This window comes from Pseudomonas alkylphenolica (assembly GCF_016009175.1).
Lineage (GTDB): Bacteria > Pseudomonadota > Gammaproteobacteria > Pseudomonadales > Pseudomonadaceae > Aquipseudomonas > Aquipseudomonas alkylphenolica_B.
This window is the reverse complement of record NZ_JADUCM010000007.1, coordinates 1-14,199: the sequence shown is the minus strand read 5'-3', so window position 1 is coordinate 14,199 and position 14,199 is coordinate 1. Positions and strand designations below refer to the sequence as shown.

At 60.9% G+C, this 14,199-nt stretch carries 13 protein-coding genes; 8 read left to right on the top strand and 5 right to left on the bottom strand.

The genetic code is table 11. The annotated features are described in order from the left end of the window. Positions 1-39 precede the first annotated feature (39 nt). The 3 genes from I5S59_RS08935 to I5S59_RS08925 are packed head-to-tail and all read right to left on the bottom strand — an operon-like array spanning position 40 to position 3,616. Positions 40-609: a cob(I)yrinic acid a,c-diamide adenosyltransferase gene (locus I5S59_RS08935; protein ID WP_197876279.1), complete on the bottom strand. Its 570-nt coding sequence runs from the start codon at positions 607-609 to the stop codon at positions 40-42. Positions 610-611: 2 nt separating this feature from the next. Then, positions 612-2,648, bottom strand: a complete 2,037-nt coding sequence (locus I5S59_RS08930) for a sensor histidine kinase (RefSeq protein ID WP_197876278.1) — start codon at positions 2,646-2,648, stop codon at positions 612-614. A 50-nt stretch (positions 2,649-2,698) separates the two neighbouring features. Then, the gene (locus tag I5S59_RS08925; RefSeq protein WP_197876277.1) at positions 2,699-3,616 is read right to left on the bottom strand and encodes a putative 2-dehydropantoate 2-reductase; all 918 of its coding nucleotides are present in this window, start codon (positions 3,614-3,616) and stop codon (positions 2,699-2,701) included. A 113-nt stretch (positions 3,617-3,729) separates the two neighbouring features. On the opposite strand from I5S59_RS08925, the gene I5S59_RS08920 reads away from it, so the two are divergent. The 3 genes from I5S59_RS08920 (at position 3,730) to I5S59_RS08910 (ending at position 6,611) form a co-directional block, all read left to right on the top strand. Beyond that, a complete protein-coding gene (locus I5S59_RS08920) occupies positions 3,730-4,215 on the top strand; it encodes a YajQ family cyclic di-GMP-binding protein (RefSeq protein ID WP_128323918.1) in 486 nt (161 codons plus the stop codon). A 169-nt stretch (positions 4,216-4,384) separates the two neighbouring features. Beyond that, positions 4,385-5,167: a mechanosensitive ion channel family protein gene (locus tag I5S59_RS08915; RefSeq protein WP_420066448.1), complete on the top strand. Its 783-nt coding sequence runs from the start codon at positions 4,385-4,387 to the stop codon at positions 5,165-5,167. A 196-nt stretch (positions 5,168-5,363) separates the two neighbouring features. Further along, positions 5,364-6,611 (top strand): MFS transporter, encoded by a 1,248-nt coding sequence (locus I5S59_RS08910; RefSeq protein ID WP_197876399.1) that lies wholly within the window; start codon positions 5,364-5,366, stop codon positions 6,609-6,611. Between the two features lie 24 nt (positions 6,612-6,635). Here I5S59_RS08910 and I5S59_RS08905 read toward each other — a convergent pair whose 3' ends face one another. Next, complete coding sequence (locus tag I5S59_RS08905; protein ID WP_197876275.1) at positions 6,636-8,186, bottom strand: AmpG family muropeptide MFS transporter; 1,551 nt, start codon at positions 8,184-8,186, stop codon at positions 6,636-6,638. A 43-nt stretch (positions 8,187-8,229) separates the two neighbouring features. Further along, the gene (locus I5S59_RS08900) at positions 8,230-8,583 is read right to left on the bottom strand and encodes an MGMT family protein (protein WP_197876274.1); all 354 of its coding nucleotides are present in this window, start codon (positions 8,581-8,583) and stop codon (positions 8,230-8,232) included. 152 nt (positions 8,584-8,735) lie between these two features. Between I5S59_RS08900 and I5S59_RS08895 the strand changes: the two genes are divergently transcribed. From I5S59_RS08895 to groL, 5 genes are all read left to right on the top strand, one after another. Beyond that, positions 8,736-9,743, top strand: coding sequence for a DUF481 domain-containing protein (locus I5S59_RS08895; RefSeq protein WP_197876273.1), 1,008 nt, complete (start codon positions 8,736-8,738; stop codon positions 9,741-9,743). 105 nt (positions 9,744-9,848) lie between these two features. Beyond that, positions 9,849-10,574: a HugZ family protein gene (locus tag I5S59_RS08890; protein WP_197876272.1), complete on the top strand. Its 726-nt coding sequence runs from the start codon at positions 9,849-9,851 to the stop codon at positions 10,572-10,574. 70 nt (positions 10,575-10,644) lie between these two features. Next, positions 10,645-11,151 (top strand): FxsA family protein, encoded by a 507-nt coding sequence (locus tag I5S59_RS08885; RefSeq protein WP_197876271.1) that lies wholly within the window; start codon positions 10,645-10,647, stop codon positions 11,149-11,151. A gap of 252 nt (positions 11,152-11,403) precedes the next feature. After that, the gene (locus I5S59_RS08880; RefSeq protein ID WP_029614823.1) at positions 11,404-11,697 is read left to right on the top strand and encodes a co-chaperone GroES; all 294 of its coding nucleotides are present in this window, start codon (positions 11,404-11,406) and stop codon (positions 11,695-11,697) included. A 47-nt stretch (positions 11,698-11,744) separates the two neighbouring features. Then, a complete protein-coding gene (groL, locus tag I5S59_RS08875) occupies positions 11,745-13,397 on the top strand; it encodes a chaperonin GroEL (RefSeq protein WP_128323925.1) in 1,653 nt (550 codons plus the stop codon). Positions 13,398-14,199 lie beyond the last annotated feature (802 nt).

The following is a 14,199-nucleotide window of genomic DNA, read 5'->3' as shown; positions in this document are numbered from 1 at the left end:
CCTGCTCCTACAGATTGCCCTGGCCCTGTGGGAGCAGGTTCACCCGCGAAGGGGTTTCGCCGCCGCCTGCCAAAGCACCTCTGCAACCCCTTGCCGCCGGCCGATCAAGCGCGCCGCTACAAACAGCAGATCCGACAACCGGTTGATGTACGCCAAACCCACTCCAGCCAGCGGTTCGACACTGTTCAGTTGCTGGCAGCGCCGTTCGGCACTGCGCGCCAGACTACGGCACACGTGGGCCTGGGCGATCAGTGCCGAGCCACTGGGCAGAATGAAGTTTTCCAGTGGCCCCAGTTCCTCGTTCCAGCGGTCGATCGCCGCTTCCAGGCGTTCTACTTCGGTGGCGTTCAGCGCCTGGTAACTGGGCATCGCCAGCTCACCGCCCAGATCGAACAAACGGTGTTGGCAAGGCGCCAGCACCTCGATCACCTCATCCAGTTGCTGTTCGGCCAGCCCGGCCAGCAGCAGCCCGAGCTGGCTGTTCAGGCTGTCGACCTCGCCAATGGCCTCGATGCGCGGATGATCCTTGGGTACCCGACGGCCGTCACCCAGGCCGGTTTCGCCTTTGTCGCCGGTGCGGGTGTAGATCTTCGACAACCGAAAACCCATGTTCATGACTCCATTGAGTGATGCTCGACCACGGTGGGCGAGCTGCTGGCCAGTGGCAGGCGCAAGGTAAAGCAGGTGCCTTGCCCCGGTGCCGATTGCACCTCCATCTGGCCCTTGTGGTTGTTGGTGATGATGAAGTACGAAACGGACAGGCCAAGCCCTGTGCCCTGGCCGATTTCCTTGGTAGTGAAGAACGGTTCGAAGGTGCGCTTGCGCACGGCCTCGGGCATGCCGACGCCGTTGTCTTCTACCTGAATCTCGGCCCAGGGCGGGTTCAGCCGGGTGCGCAGGATGATGCGCCCCGGCTCACTGTCGTCTTCGCGCAGATGAATGGCCTGGGCGGCGTTTTTCAACAGGTTCAGGAGCACCTGCTCCAGTTCGTTGGCCGTGCAGGGTACCGGGCCCAGGTTCGGGTCGAACTGGCGGATGATGGCCTGGCCCTTGAAGTCGAAGCCGATGGTCAGGTCGAAGTCATTGCCGGCAATTTCCACGGCTTGATCGATCAATGCCGGCAGATCGCAAGGCGCCAGTTGGCGATTGCTGCGCCGGCTGAAGCTGAGCATGTGGGTGACGATCTTGGCCGCACGCGCGCCAGCCTGGGCAATGCCATCGAGCAACTGCGGGACCTCGCGGCTTTCCAGGTAGCGGTTGACGGTAGCCAGGTCGATGCCCAGCTCGCCGGCCTGCTCCTGATTCTTCGCCAGGTCCGGTGACAGGCGCCGGCGTACGTTTTGTACGTTGTGCAGGATCGCCCCCAGCGGGTTGTTGATTTCATGGGCCATGCCGGCGGCCAGGCCACCCACCGACAGCATCTTCTCCGACTGCACCATCATTTCTTCCAGCGACAGACGCTGGGTGATGTCGTCGATCCGGATCACCACGCCGCGCCCGCCGCCACCCATCAACGGGTAGAAGGTCAGGGCGTAGTAGCGGCTGTCGTCGCCCTTGGTCCAGGTGACCCGCTCGATTTTCGCCACCCGGTGCTTCTCGACGCTTTCCTTGAGCTGCGGCAGGAACGGCTTGAGCGGCTCGAAGGCGAGGAAGATCGGCTGGTTCAGCGCTTCGTCCAGCGGCGTGCCGGACAGTGCGCTGGCTTCCTGATTCCACTGGGTGACGTAGAGTTGCTCGTCGAGGGCGATCAATGCCGAGGGCATCGAGTCGATGATGCTGTTGAGGTAGTTCTGAAAGCCGGTGAGCTTTTTCTCGATCTTGCTGCGCACCTGGACTTCCAGCTCCAGCTTGCGGTTGGTATGGCGGGTTTCCTCAGCCAGGCCCTGCGCCTGGTCGTAGGCTTGCTGGAATTCGTCACGGGTGCGCTTGAGTTGCTGCTCGCGGGCTTCGATGCGCGAGAGCATGGTGTTGAACGCTTCGGCCAGGCTGCCGATTTCGTCGTCGTTGCCGCGGTGCGCGCGTAGCGCATAGTTTTCTTCGCGGGTCACCTGGCGCGACAGCTGTTCGAGTTGATAGATCGGTTGCGTGATCAGGCGCTTGATCTGCCGGGCGATAACCATCCACAGCAAAATGCTGAACACCAGGATGCCCAGGCTGGCGGTGAGGATACCGGTATAGAACGCCATCGGCAGTTCGCTGCTGGCGACCATCAACAGATGCCCGGGAGCCCCGCCCGGGCGCGGTATTGGCGTCAGCTGGGTACTGCGAAACTCGGTCAGACGCCAGTTCTCGATGTTGCGGTAACGCTTGGGCAGGGGCAGTTGTTCGCCGTGCTGCAATTGCGCAAGCAGTTTGCCGTCGCCGCCGTACACCGCCGCCGCACGCAGTGGTGTATAGCTGTCGAGTTCCTTGAGCAGCTCGTTCGCCGCGTCGGGCGAGTCTGCGGCCTGGGCAGACAGTTGCGGGTTGGCTACCAGCCGGCCAATAGTCTGCAGGGCCTGTGGGGCCATGCTTTCCTGGGAGATCCAGTAGGCGGCGCTGATAAAGGTGACGTTGGCCACCAGCAAAATGGTGATCAACAACACCAGCAGGGCGGCCAGCAGTTTCTGGCCGACCGGCAGGTTCTCCAGGCGTTCGCGCAGCGTCATGTGAAAGCCAGATCCTGGTCGGTAGGTGAAAGGGCAGGGTACCGCTGCGCTTAGTCGCTGGGCAATCGGCGTGCATTCAGGTGTTCGACCAGGCGCCGGTACAGGCGTTCAAGGTGCGGTAGCTCTTGACCATGTCGGCTTGCCACCCGGCAGGCATGACCGAGCAGGTAATGGATCTCGGTGCGCCGGCCCTGACGAACATCCTGATACATGGAAGAGTAGTTGGCGGCGGTGGCCTTGATCACCCGCTCGACTTCCTCGTCCAGGCCTTCGGCGGCTTCCGGCTGGCCGCAGCACTGCAACAGCTCGGCGAGTTCGGCGCACAGGGTGGCCACTTCGCAGTGGTGTTCCTGCAGGCCGCCGTTACGGCAGTCATACAACACGGTCAGGGGATTGATGGCGCAGTTGAGCGCCAGCTTGCGCCACAGGCGGGTGAGGATGTCGGGCGTCCATTGGTGGGGGATGCCGGCGTCAACCAGATCATCCAGCCACTCTGCCGGGGTGGGGTTGGCCGGATCGCCCAGCCAGTTGAAACCGTGCCCGGCGAAGTTGACCTGCCAGTCGGCCTGGCGAAATGCACCCTCGGTGCTGGAGGCAAAGATGCAGCGGGCGTGAGGGACGAGTGCCGCAACGGCATCCTGGCTGCCCAGACCGTTCTGCAACAGGATAACCTCGGCACCGTGGCTCAGGCGCGGTGCCAGCTGAGCGACGGCGTGCTCGGCGTCATAGGCTTTGCAGGCCACCAGCAGGCGATGAATGGGCGTGGTGTCGTGCGCGGTTTGCGCCGGAATGGCGTGCAGTTGCGCTTCGCCCTGCTCGATCAGGGTCAGGCCGCCGCTGGCCTCGTAGGCCTGCACGCGTGCCGCATCGCGCAGAATCAGCCGGACCGCTTTGCCGGCGCGTGCCAGCCGGCAGGCCCAGAGACTGCCCAGACTGCCGGCGCCGAGAATATGCCAGGTGCTGCTCATCAGCGTTTCGCAACCGTTATAATGAGCCGGTATTTTAACCGTCAAACCCTGCAGGCTCCATCGCGCTCTGTTATCAGAGCGGTGAGCGTGCGTTTATTTTTTGGAGAGAAGGTATGCCGTCGTTCGACGTGGTATCGGAACTGGACAAGCACGAAGTCACCAACGCCGTGGAAAACGCGGTCAAGGACCTGGACCGTCGCTATGACCTCAAGGGCAAGGGCAGCTTCGAGTTCAAGGAAAAGGATCTGACCGTCACCCTGACGGCCGAAGCCGAATTCCAGCTCGAGGCGATGATCGAGATCCTCAAGCTGGCCCTGGTCAAGCGCAAGATCGACGTGCAGTGCCTGGAAGTGAAGGACGCCTACGCGTCGGGCAAAGTGATGAAACAGGACGCCACCCTCAAGGAAGGCATCGACAAGGAGCTGGCGAAGAAGATCGTTGCCCATATCAAAGACGCCAAACTCAAGGTGCAGGCCGCCATCCAGGGTGAGCAGGTACGGGTCACCGGTAAAAAACGCGATGACCTGCAGGAAGCCATTGCAGCCCTGCGCGCCAAGGAATTCGGCATGCCACTGCAGTTCAACAACTTCCGCGACTGATCATGGCGCTTTGGAACCTTGGCGCCGATTTGGCGTCCGAGGTTTGTGCTGCCGCTGAAACGATTGCGGCGTGTTTTTCACAGCTTTTGCCCTTCGGCATGAGGAATGGATTATGGATTTGAGTGCTGAAGTCGATCAGCTGGTAAAAACGTCGCAAACTTGGGTCCCGATGATCATGGAGTACGGCAGCCGCCTGTTGCTGGCGCTGCTGACCCTGGCGATCGGCTGGTGGCTGATCAACAAAGTGGCCGACCGCCTGGGCAAGCTCCTTGCCCTGCGTAAAGTCGACCTGGCCTTGCAGGGCTTCATCAGCAGCCTGGCCAACATCATTCTGAAAATTCTGCTGGTGGTCAGCGTTGCCTCGATGATCGGTATCGAGACCACCTCGTTCGTCGCCGCCATCGGTGCTGCCGGCCTGGCCATCGGCCTGGCGTTGCAGGGCAGCCTGGCAAACTTCGCGGGCGGCGTGTTGATCCTGCTGTTCCGTCCGTTCCGTTTGGGCGACTGGATTGAGGCGCAAGGCGTCTCCGGCACCGTGGACAGTATCCAGATCTTCCACACCGTGCTGCGCACCGGTGACAACAAGACCGTGATCCTGCCCAACGGCAGCCTGTCCAACGGCATCATCACCAACACCAACCGTCAGCCGACCCGCAAAGTTGTGTTTGATGTGGGGGTTGATTACGAAGCCGACCTGCAGAAGGCGCGGCAGGTGCTGCTGGAGCTGGCCGATGATCCGCGTATCCACCAGAGCCCGGCGCCACAGGCCGTGGTTTCGCTGCTGGGCGACAGCTCGATCACCCTGTCGTTGCGGGTGTGGGTGAACACCGCCGATTACTGGGACGTGATGTTCATGCTCAACGAACACGCCCGTGACCGTCTGAAGCAAGAGGGCATCGACATTCCCTTCCCGCAGCGGGTAATCCGCGTGGTGCAGGAAACGGTCGTCTAGTAGCAACAGCCTTCATTCTGGCTGTTTCGCGGGTAAACCCGCTCCCACAGTGTCTGAGCTGTGGGAGCGGGCGAAGCCTGCGACCGAGCGCGTAGCGCGGGGCCTGCCATTACACTTGTTCACGTCTTCGCGCTACCTGCGTCCTGGTGTTTCTGGCATATAGGCTGGCTTACCTTTGTTTGCCGGCCCTACCATGCTGACCCCGCTGATCAACATCACGCCATTTCGGGCGTTTTGCTTTGCCATGACCCTGGCACTCTTCGAACTGCTGACCTACCTCGCCAGCGATGTGGTCATGCCGGCCATGCCGGTGGTGGTCGGCGATCTCGATGCCAGCCCAGAATTCATACCGCATGCCCTTAACCTGTACCTGCTCGGCGGTGTGCTGTTGCAGTGGCTGATCGGTCCGCTGGCCGACCGCTATGGGCGCCGGCCGTTATTGCTGGTGGGCTGTGCGTTCTTCTGTGCGGCCTGTCTGGCGACGTTCTGGGTCAAAGGTATTGAACTGTTCAACCTGCTGCGTCTGCTGCAGGGCATCGGCCTGGGCTTTGTGGTGACGGTCAGCTATCCGGCCTTGAACGAAGCTTTCAGTGAAGCGGATGCGGTGCGCATGATGGCCTTGCTGGCCAATATTGCGCTGTTGTCGCCTCTGCTCGGGCCGTTGGTGGGCACGCTGCTGCTTGAGTGGGTGTCGTGGCGCTGGCTGTTCGTGATCTTCGGCGCCTGTGCCGTGCTGTCGTGGCTGGCACTGTATCGCTTCATGCCGGAAACCCTCGGCGTTGAGCGCCGAGACGGCTCACGGCTGGCGTTTCAGCCCATTCACCTGCTGCCGCTGCTGGCCGGCTATGGCCAGTTGCTTGCCAACCGCCGCTTTGTGGCCGGCAGTGCCGCACTGGGCCTGGTGGGCTTGCCGTTGATCGGCTGGATCGGTTTGTCACCGGTGCTGCTGATTCACGACGAAGGCCTGAGCACCTTTGACTATGCGCTGTGGCAACTGCCGGTGTTTGGCGGCCTGATTCTCGGCAACCTGATCATCAACCGTATTGCCGACCGTTACCCGCTGACCAGCCTGGTACGGCGCGCGCTGTGGCCGTATCTGGCCGGGCTGTTGGGCATGATGCTGGCGACCTGGCTGCACCCGACCGTGCCGAGCCTGGTGGCCGGCCTGTCGGTCTACGCCCTGGGGCTGGGGATTGCCAACGCGGTACTCTACCGCATGACCCTGTTTGCCAGTGAGCAGAGCAAAGGACTGGTGTCGGCGATGCTGGGGATGATCACCATTGCCCTGCTGGGCCTGGGAGGTGCTTTGCTGGCCATGTTGGGCGCGGGTGCCAGCCTGCTGAGTTTTGCCTTGGCCGCCGGAGTTGCCGGTATCCTCGCGCTGTGGCCGCTGAGGGTCGTTTTGAGGGCCTCCAGCGTAGAAGTGCAGGCGTTACCGGAATAAAACCCGTAAGCGCCTCATTCGGGCTCAGGGGCGCTGCTCGGCAACCGGGTTGTCGGTGGGTAGTTGTTTCGCGCGATTCTGTTCCTGACGCCACTGCAGGGCGATCAGGATCAGGGTCGGCACACCCAGCAGGGCGGTGATCAGGAAGAAGTCGTGATAACCGAACTTCTCCACCATGACACCGGAGTAGCCGCCGATCAGGCGCGGCAGCAGCAGCATGATCGAGCTGAGCAACGCATATTGGGTCGCCGAGAACTTCAGGTTGGTCAGGCTCGACAGGTAGGCCACGAACGCCGAGGTGGCAAGGCCCGAGCTGAAGTTGTCGAGGGAAATGGTCACCACCAGCATCTGCAGGTTCGGGCCCATGTCGGCCAGCATCAGGAACAGGATGTTGGTGGCGGCCGAAGCCGCACCGCCGATGAACAGGATCGGCAGGATGCCGAAGCGTACGATCAGCAAGCCGCCCATGCCGGCGCCGACCAGGGTCATGATCAAACCGAAAATCTTGCTGACACTGGCGATCTGGTCCTTGGTGAAGCCCTGGTCGATATAGAACACGTTGGCCATCACGCCCATCACCGTATCGGACATCCGGTAGGTCGCGATCAGCCCGAGCAGCAGCAGTGCCTGCCAGCGGTAGCGCAGGATGAAGTCGTTGACCGGGGTCAGTACCGGTGCCAGGCCGCGTCGGCCCATGGACGACAGGCACAGGGTGGTCAGGGTGATGTAGAGGATCGCGCGCAAGAACGCACGGTCTTGCAGCAGCAGGTCGAGCAGGCTCATGCCGTCGAACAGCACGCTGGCGAAGTCGGTGTTGTACAGCTGGGTGAAGGTGGCCGGTACCGAGACCAGCAGAACGATCAGGACGAACACCGAAACCAGCTGATGCACCAGGCCGTAACGGGCGGCCGACAACTGCGTGCGCAGCGGTACCGGCGGTTCGCGCATCAGCAGGGTGGTGATGACCGCGGGCAGCATGAGTATGCCAAACAGCACGTAGGTGCCGGTCCAGGCCTTGTGCAGGTAGCTGAAGCCGGTGGAACCGAAGCCTTCGGCGAAAAACAGCGCACCCGCAGTGGCCAGCAGGGCAGCGACACGGTAGCCCGCCATGTAGCTGGCAGCCAGCGCAGCCTGGCGTTGATCGTCGGCGATCTCCAGGCGGTAGGCGTCAACGGCGATATCCTGGGTGGCGGAGGCGAAGGCCACCAGCACGGCCAGGGCAATCAGCCATGACAGATGTTTTTGGGGGTCACAAAAACCCATGCCCACCAGGCCGATCACCACCAGCACCTGGGACAACACCAGCCAGGAGCGGCGTCGACCGAGCTTGCCGAGCAACGGCAGGCGCCATTGGTCGAGCAGCGGCGACCAGACCCATTTGAAGGCGTAGGCCAGGCCAATCAAACTCGCATAGCCGATGGTTTCGCGTGCTACACCGGCCTCGCGCAACCATACCGACAGGGTCGAAAACACCAGCATGTAGGGCAGGCCGGCGGCAAAGCCGAGCAGCAGCAGCACCAGGGTCGACGGGCTGGCATAGGCAGCGAGCGCAGCGCGCCAGGTTTTACGGGGCATGGGCCAACATCTGCCTCAATATTACGAAAACAAAGCGCGCACTCTAACCGCTGTGCTCTATCGGGCGCCAGCCATGGCGCAACATATCCACACGATTATTGTGCAGGGTGACGCCTTCTGCCCGTAATCGTGCACGCTGCTCGTCGCCTGACGGCGTGCCCAGGGCCAGGCTCAGGCGTCCGCCTGCTCCCAGCACCCGATGCCAGGGCAATTGAGTGTCGGCAGGCAGTTGACTGAGGGTGCGTCCAACCCAGCGAGCTGCGCGGCCCAAACCGGCCAGTTCGGCCAGTTGTCCATAGCTGACGACCTTGCCGCAGGGCACTTGGCCGAGCACTAGGTAGAGCGCCATTCGTCGGGCTTCTGCGTTTTCAGTGGGATCGCCAGGTGTCGGTTTCATCGCGGCCTCGCGGGCGTAGGCGGGTAAACGCAGGAATCGTTTGCCGTAACAGGCATTGAACTCATGGGCATGGGGTGGGTCAGTCCTTGCTCTACGGGCTGGTATCTGGATAATGCCCGACTTTTTTTGTGAACCCGAGTCCGTACCTGCTTATGTTTTCTAGAGTCTTGCTGTGCCTCACCCTCCTTGGCCTGTGTTCTGCGGCGATGGCAGATACCGTCTGGATGAAAAATGGTGACCGGCTCAGTGGCAAGATCACCGTCTTTGACGGTGGCAAGCTGCTGATCAAGACCGAGTACGGTGGCTCCGTCGCCCTCGACTGGAAACAGGTCAAAACCCTGGAAAGCGACCAGGAGCTGCTGGTCAAGCAGGACGCGTACACCGGCGAGAAGGCCAAGTCCCTGCACCCGGCAGATGATGGCAAGGTCATCCTGGCCAACGGCGAGGCGCCGAAGACGGTTGAGCTGGCCAGTATCCAGCAGATCATGAAACCCAAGCCCGTGATCGAAGACCTTTCCTGGAAAGGTAACGTCGACGTGGCGATGGACTACAAGCGCGCTGACACCGACAGCGACGACTACGACGTCGACTTCAAGACTACGGCCCGCCATGGCCGCTGGCGTCATCAGGCTGAGGGTGAGTACAACCGCGAATCCAAGGACGATGTCACCACGACCAACAACTGGAGCGCCGAATACGCCCTGGACCGCTTTATCACGGAAAAGTGGTTCTGGCAGGGGCGCCTGGAGTACAAGCGTGATCATATCGAGGACCTGGCCCGTCAACGCACCGTGGGTACCGGCCCGGGTTACCAGTTCTGGGATGATGAACTGGGCGCGTTCTCGCTGGGCTCGCTGATCAACCGCACCGACTATGAATACGCCGACGGCGGCAAGGACAACTTCTACGCCCTGGCCATGAAGTGGGACTACAACCGCTACCTGATTGGCAAACGCGTCGAGTTCTTCACCAACGGTGAACTCGGCAAGCCGCTGGACGGGGTCGCCAACTATGCCCTGGATGCCGAAGTCGGCCTGCGTTACAAAGTCACCGAATGGGCCTCGCTCAACCTCAAGGCCGAGAAGGACGTGATCAGCGGCACCCGTGACAGTGACCTCGACAAGACCCGTTACACCGCAGGCTTCGGCGTAACCTGGTAAGTCTTCTGGCAAGCGCCGGCGATAATGATTATTTTGACGGTTTAGCACGCGCCGGACTTCAGGTCCGGCCGACCTTCGCAACATTATCGAGTCGGGAGTTACACCGTGAGCGCAAAAGTCGCACAACAGGCCCGTGAGCTGCTGCTCAAGGAGTACCGTGGAGTCTTGTCGACGCATTCCAAGTCGATGCCAGGCTTTCCGTTCGGTTCGGTGGTGCCGTATTGCCTGGATGCTGAGGGCAACCCGCTTATCCTGATCAGCCGCATTGCCCAGCACACCCACAACCTGCAAAAAGACCCCAAGTGCTCGTTGCTGGTCGGCGAGCGTGAAGCTGAGGATGTGCAGGCCGTCGGTCGGCTTACCGTGCTGGCCGAAGCGCACAAGCTCGACGATCCGGCTGCCATTGAAGCGGCTGCCGAGCGTTACTACCGGTACTTCCCCGAGTCGAGCAGTTACCACAAGGCGCATGACTTCGATTTCTGGGTGCTCAAGCCGGTTCGTCACCGCTACATCGGTGGTTTCGGCGCCATCCACTGGGTCGATCACCTGAGCCTGGCCAATCCCTTTGCCGGCAAAGCCGAGCTGAGCATGATCGAGCACATGAACAGTGACCATGCCTCGGCCATCGAACATTACGTCCAGCTCAGCGGCCTGCCACAGGGCGTTCCGGCGCAGCTGGTCGGTATCGACAGCGAAGGCATGCACTTGCGTATCGGCCAAGGCGTACACTGGTTGCCGTTTGCAGTACCTTGCAATACGCCGATACAAGTGCGCGAAGCCCTGGTTTTTCTGGCGCGCGCCGATCAGTGGCCCGTTCGTGAAAGCGCATAGCCTTGAAATAGCGGTGGATCGCATCCATTAAAGGTTTACTGCAAGTCATTCTTGCGCAGAGGAACCCTTGATGCGTGCTTTTCTATTGCTGTTTCTGATTTTTCCGGTGCTGGAGCTGTATGTGTTTTTCAAGGTCAGCACCGCGATCGGCTTCTTTCCGGCGCTGCTGCTGATTATCGCCGGCTCCGCCCTGGGTGTGCTGGTGGTGCGGGTGGCCGGTCTGGCCACCGCCCTGCGCGCCCGTGAGAGCCTGCAACGTGGCGAACTGCCCGCCGAAGACATGTTCCAGGGCTTGATGCTGGCACTAGGTGGTGGCCTGTTGCTGCTTCCTGGTTTTATCAGCGACGTGATCGGCCTGGTCTGCCTGCTGCCTTTCACCCGCCGTCTGGTGGGGCGCAAGATGCGCGAGCGTGCCGAGGCCCAGGCCATGCGCCAGCGTGCCTTTGGTGATGATCCGTTCATGGCGCGCCCGGGTAACCCGGGTGCTCAGCCGCGCCAGCCAAACGTGATCGAAGGCGAGTATGAACACCGCGACGGGCCTGATGCGCGCGTACCGCGCAACCCCCGCGACATTTGATCCAGCGCTTTTTGCCAACGGCCCCTGACGGGGCCGTTCTGTTTTGTATGAGCCATCGCTAAAAAATTTAACCGGCAAGCCTTGTAATTGATCTTGGCGACCTCATGTAGGGGTTACCGCAAGGTTTCCAGGGGTTTGCCCTGGACATTACATGGGTAGTTCGCACAGCGAGCTACGAGCGGCTACGCCGCAAGCATCAACCCGCCGGTGTCGATACCGGCCGATGAAAACCACAATTAGGAGAGATCGACAATGAAGCTTCGTCCTCTGCATGACCGCGTCGTCATCCGTCGCAGCGAAGAAGAATCGAAAACCGCTGGCGGTATCGTTCTGCCAGGTTCGGCCGCTGAAAAACCTAACCGTGGCGAAGTCGTCGCTGTAGGTACCGGCCGCGTTCTGGACAACGGTGAAGTGCGTGCGCTGGCCGTGAAAGTGGGTGACAAGGTGGTTTTCGGCCCTTACTCGGGCAGCAACACTGTGAAAGTTGACGGCGAAGACCTGCTGGTAATGGCTGAGAACGAGATTCTCGCTGTTATCGAAGGCTGATTCTGCTGGTTTCCCGTTACTCCAAAGTATTCAAGGATTAAACGATCATGGCTGCTAAAGACGTAAAATTCGGCGATTCCGCCCGCAAAAAAATGCTCGTTGGTGTCAACGTTCTGGCTGACGCGGTAAAAGCGACCCTGGGCCCGAAAGGCCGTAACGTAGTGATCGCCAAGAGCTTCGGCGCTCCGACCATCACCAAAGACGGTGTATCGGTTGCCAAAGAAATCGAACTCAAAGACGCGTTCGAAAACATGGGCGCCCAGCTGGTCAAGGAAGTTGCTTCCAAGGCCAACGATGCTGCCGGTGACGGCACCACCACTGCTACCGTTCTGGCTCAGGCCATCGTTAGCGAAGGTCTGAAATCCGTTGCTGCCGGCATGAACCCGATGGACCTCAAGCGCGGTATCGACAAGGCCACTGCTGCCATCGTTGCCGAGCTGAAGTCCCTGTCCAAGCCATGCGCCGACTCCAAGGCCATTGCCCAGGTAGGTACCATCTCCGCCAACTCCGACAACTCCATCGGCGACATCATTGCCGAAGCCATGGAAAAAGTCGGTAAAGAAGGCGTGATCACCGTTGAAGAAGGCTCGGGCCTGGAAAACGAACTGTCGGTTGTAGAAGGCATGCAGTTCGACCGTGGCTACCTGTCCCCTTACTTCGTCAACAAGCCAGACACCATGGTTGCCGAGCTGGATGGCCCACTGCTGCTGCTGGTTGACAAGAAGATCTCCAACATCCGCGAACTGCTGCCAGTTCTGGAAGCCGTTGCCAAGGCCGGCCGTCCACTGCTGATCGTGGCTGAAGACGTTGAAGGCGAAGCGCTGGCTACCCTGGTAGTCAACAATATGCGCGGCATCGTCAAGGTTGCAGCGGTCAAGGCACCTGGCTTCGGCGACCGCCGCAAGGCCATGCTGCAGGACATCGCCGTCCTGACCGGCGGTACCGTGATCTCCGAAGAAATCGGCCTGAGCCTGGAGTCCGCTACCCTGGAGCACCTGGGTAACGCCAAGCGCGTCACCCTGTCCAAGGAAAACACCACCATCATCGACGGTGCTGGTGTTGAAGCCGACATCGAAGCACGCGTCAAACAGATCCGTGCCCAGATCGAAGAAACTTCGTCGGACTACGACCGTGAAAAACTGCAAGAACGTCTGGCCAAACTGGCTGGCGGTGTTGCCGTGATCAAGGTCGGTGCTGGCACCGAAGTCGAAATGAAAGAGAAGAAAGCCCGCGTTGAAGACGCCCTGCACGCTACCCGTGCAGCCGTTGAAGAAGGCGTGGTGCCTGGCGGTGGTGTTGCACTGGTTCGCGCCCTGCAAGCCATCAAGGATCTGAAAGGCGACAACGAAGAGCAGAACGTCGGTATCGCCCTGCTGCGTCGCGCTGTTGAAGCGCCGCTGCGTCAGATCGTTTCCAACGCTGGCGACGAGCCAAGCGTTGTGGCCGACAAGGTCAAGCAAGGTTCGGGCAACTTCGGTTACAACGCTGCTACCGGTGAGTACGGCGACATGATCGAAATGGGCATCCTGGACCCAGCCAAAGTTACCCGTTCCGCGCTGCAGGCTGCAGCTTCGATCGGTGGTCTGATGATCACCACCGAGGCCATGATTGCTGACGCGCCAGTAGAAGCTTCTGCTGGTGGCGGCATGCCAGACATGGGCGGCATGGGTGGTATGGGCGGCATGGGCGGCATGATGTAAGCCAGCCTCACCGCTTGAGAAAAAGCCCCGCTGATGCGGGGCTTTTTTTTGGCTGTGGCTTTGGCTTTGGCTTTGGGGGCTGGGAGCTTATCCATTCTATGTGGCGCAGCTGACGGCCCCTTCCGCCCTTACGGCGGGTCCCTTTTGTCTTGGCAAAAGGAACCAAAACCGCCTGCTCCTGCATACGGCCCTACGCTACGCTCCGGGTCCCTTCCCTCCGGTGCCCTCCAGGGGCATCGCGGCCTACGACTTGCTTCGCCAAGTCTCCGGCTCGCGAACTTCGGCCAAGGCCGAAGGGTGCTGCGCACCAGCCCCCTCCAGACACCTCCACTCAGCCTCCTGAAGTCGCAAAAGCAATCCGTGGCGCCGATACGGACGCATCTTCGAACTCAAAACATGGAGATCGCTGTTGATCTTGATCTTGATCTTGATCTTGATCTTGATCCGGCTTTTGATCTTGATCTTCAAGCACGTCGGTTCAGACGCCGCAGACTGCGACTTCAGGAGGCTGAGTGGAGGTGCCTGTAGGGGCAGTGCGCAGCACCTTCGGCGAAGCCGAAGACGCGAGATGTAGACTTGGCGAAGCAAGTCGTAGGCCGCGTGGTCCCGGAAGGTGCCGGAGGGAAGGGACCCGGAGCGTAGCGTAGGGCCGTATGCAGGAGCGAGCGGTTTTGCTGGTTCTGTCCCTTGGCAGCAGACGCCAAGAAGCTGGGCGTTAAGGCTTGCACTTTAAGTCCTTTGCAAAAGCGTTCGGTGAGCGATAGCCCAGTGCTGAGTGCAGCCGACAGCTGTTGTAAAAACC

Bases quoted from the DNA above. Each gene is read 5' to 3' on its own strand.
- I5S59_RS08935 (WP_197876279.1), bottom strand. From the start codon at position 609: ATGGGTTTTCGGTTGTCGAAGATCTACACCCGCACCGGCGACAAAGGC.
- I5S59_RS08930 (WP_197876278.1), bottom strand. From the start codon at position 2,648: ATGACGCTGCGCGAACGCCTGGAGAACCTGCCGGTCGGCCAGAAACTG.
- I5S59_RS08925 (WP_197876277.1), bottom strand. From the start codon at position 3,616: ATGAGCAGCACCTGGCATATTCTCGGCGCCGGCAGTCTGGGCAGTCTC.
- I5S59_RS08920 (WP_128323918.1), top strand. From the start codon at position 3,730: ATGCCGTCGTTCGACGTGGTATCGGAACTGGACAAGCACGAAGTCACC.
- I5S59_RS08915 (WP_420066448.1), top strand. From the start codon at position 4,385: ATGATCATGGAGTACGGCAGCCGCCTGTTGCTGGCGCTGCTGACCCTG.
- I5S59_RS08905 (WP_197876275.1), bottom strand. From the start codon at position 8,186: ATGCCCCGTAAAACCTGGCGCGCTGCGCTCGCTGCCTATGCCAGCCCG.
- I5S59_RS08900 (WP_197876274.1), bottom strand. From the start codon at position 8,583: ATGAAACCGACACCTGGCGATCCCACTGAAAACGCAGAAGCCCGACGA.
- I5S59_RS08895 (WP_197876273.1), top strand. From the start codon at position 8,736: ATGTTTTCTAGAGTCTTGCTGTGCCTCACCCTCCTTGGCCTGTGTTCT.
- I5S59_RS08885 (WP_197876271.1), top strand. From the start codon at position 10,645: ATGCGTGCTTTTCTATTGCTGTTTCTGATTTTTCCGGTGCTGGAGCTG.
- I5S59_RS08880 (WP_029614823.1), top strand. From the start codon at position 11,404: ATGAAGCTTCGTCCTCTGCATGACCGCGTCGTCATCCGTCGCAGCGAA.
- groL (WP_128323925.1), top strand. From the start codon at position 11,745: ATGGCTGCTAAAGACGTAAAATTCGGCGATTCCGCCCGCAAAAAAATG.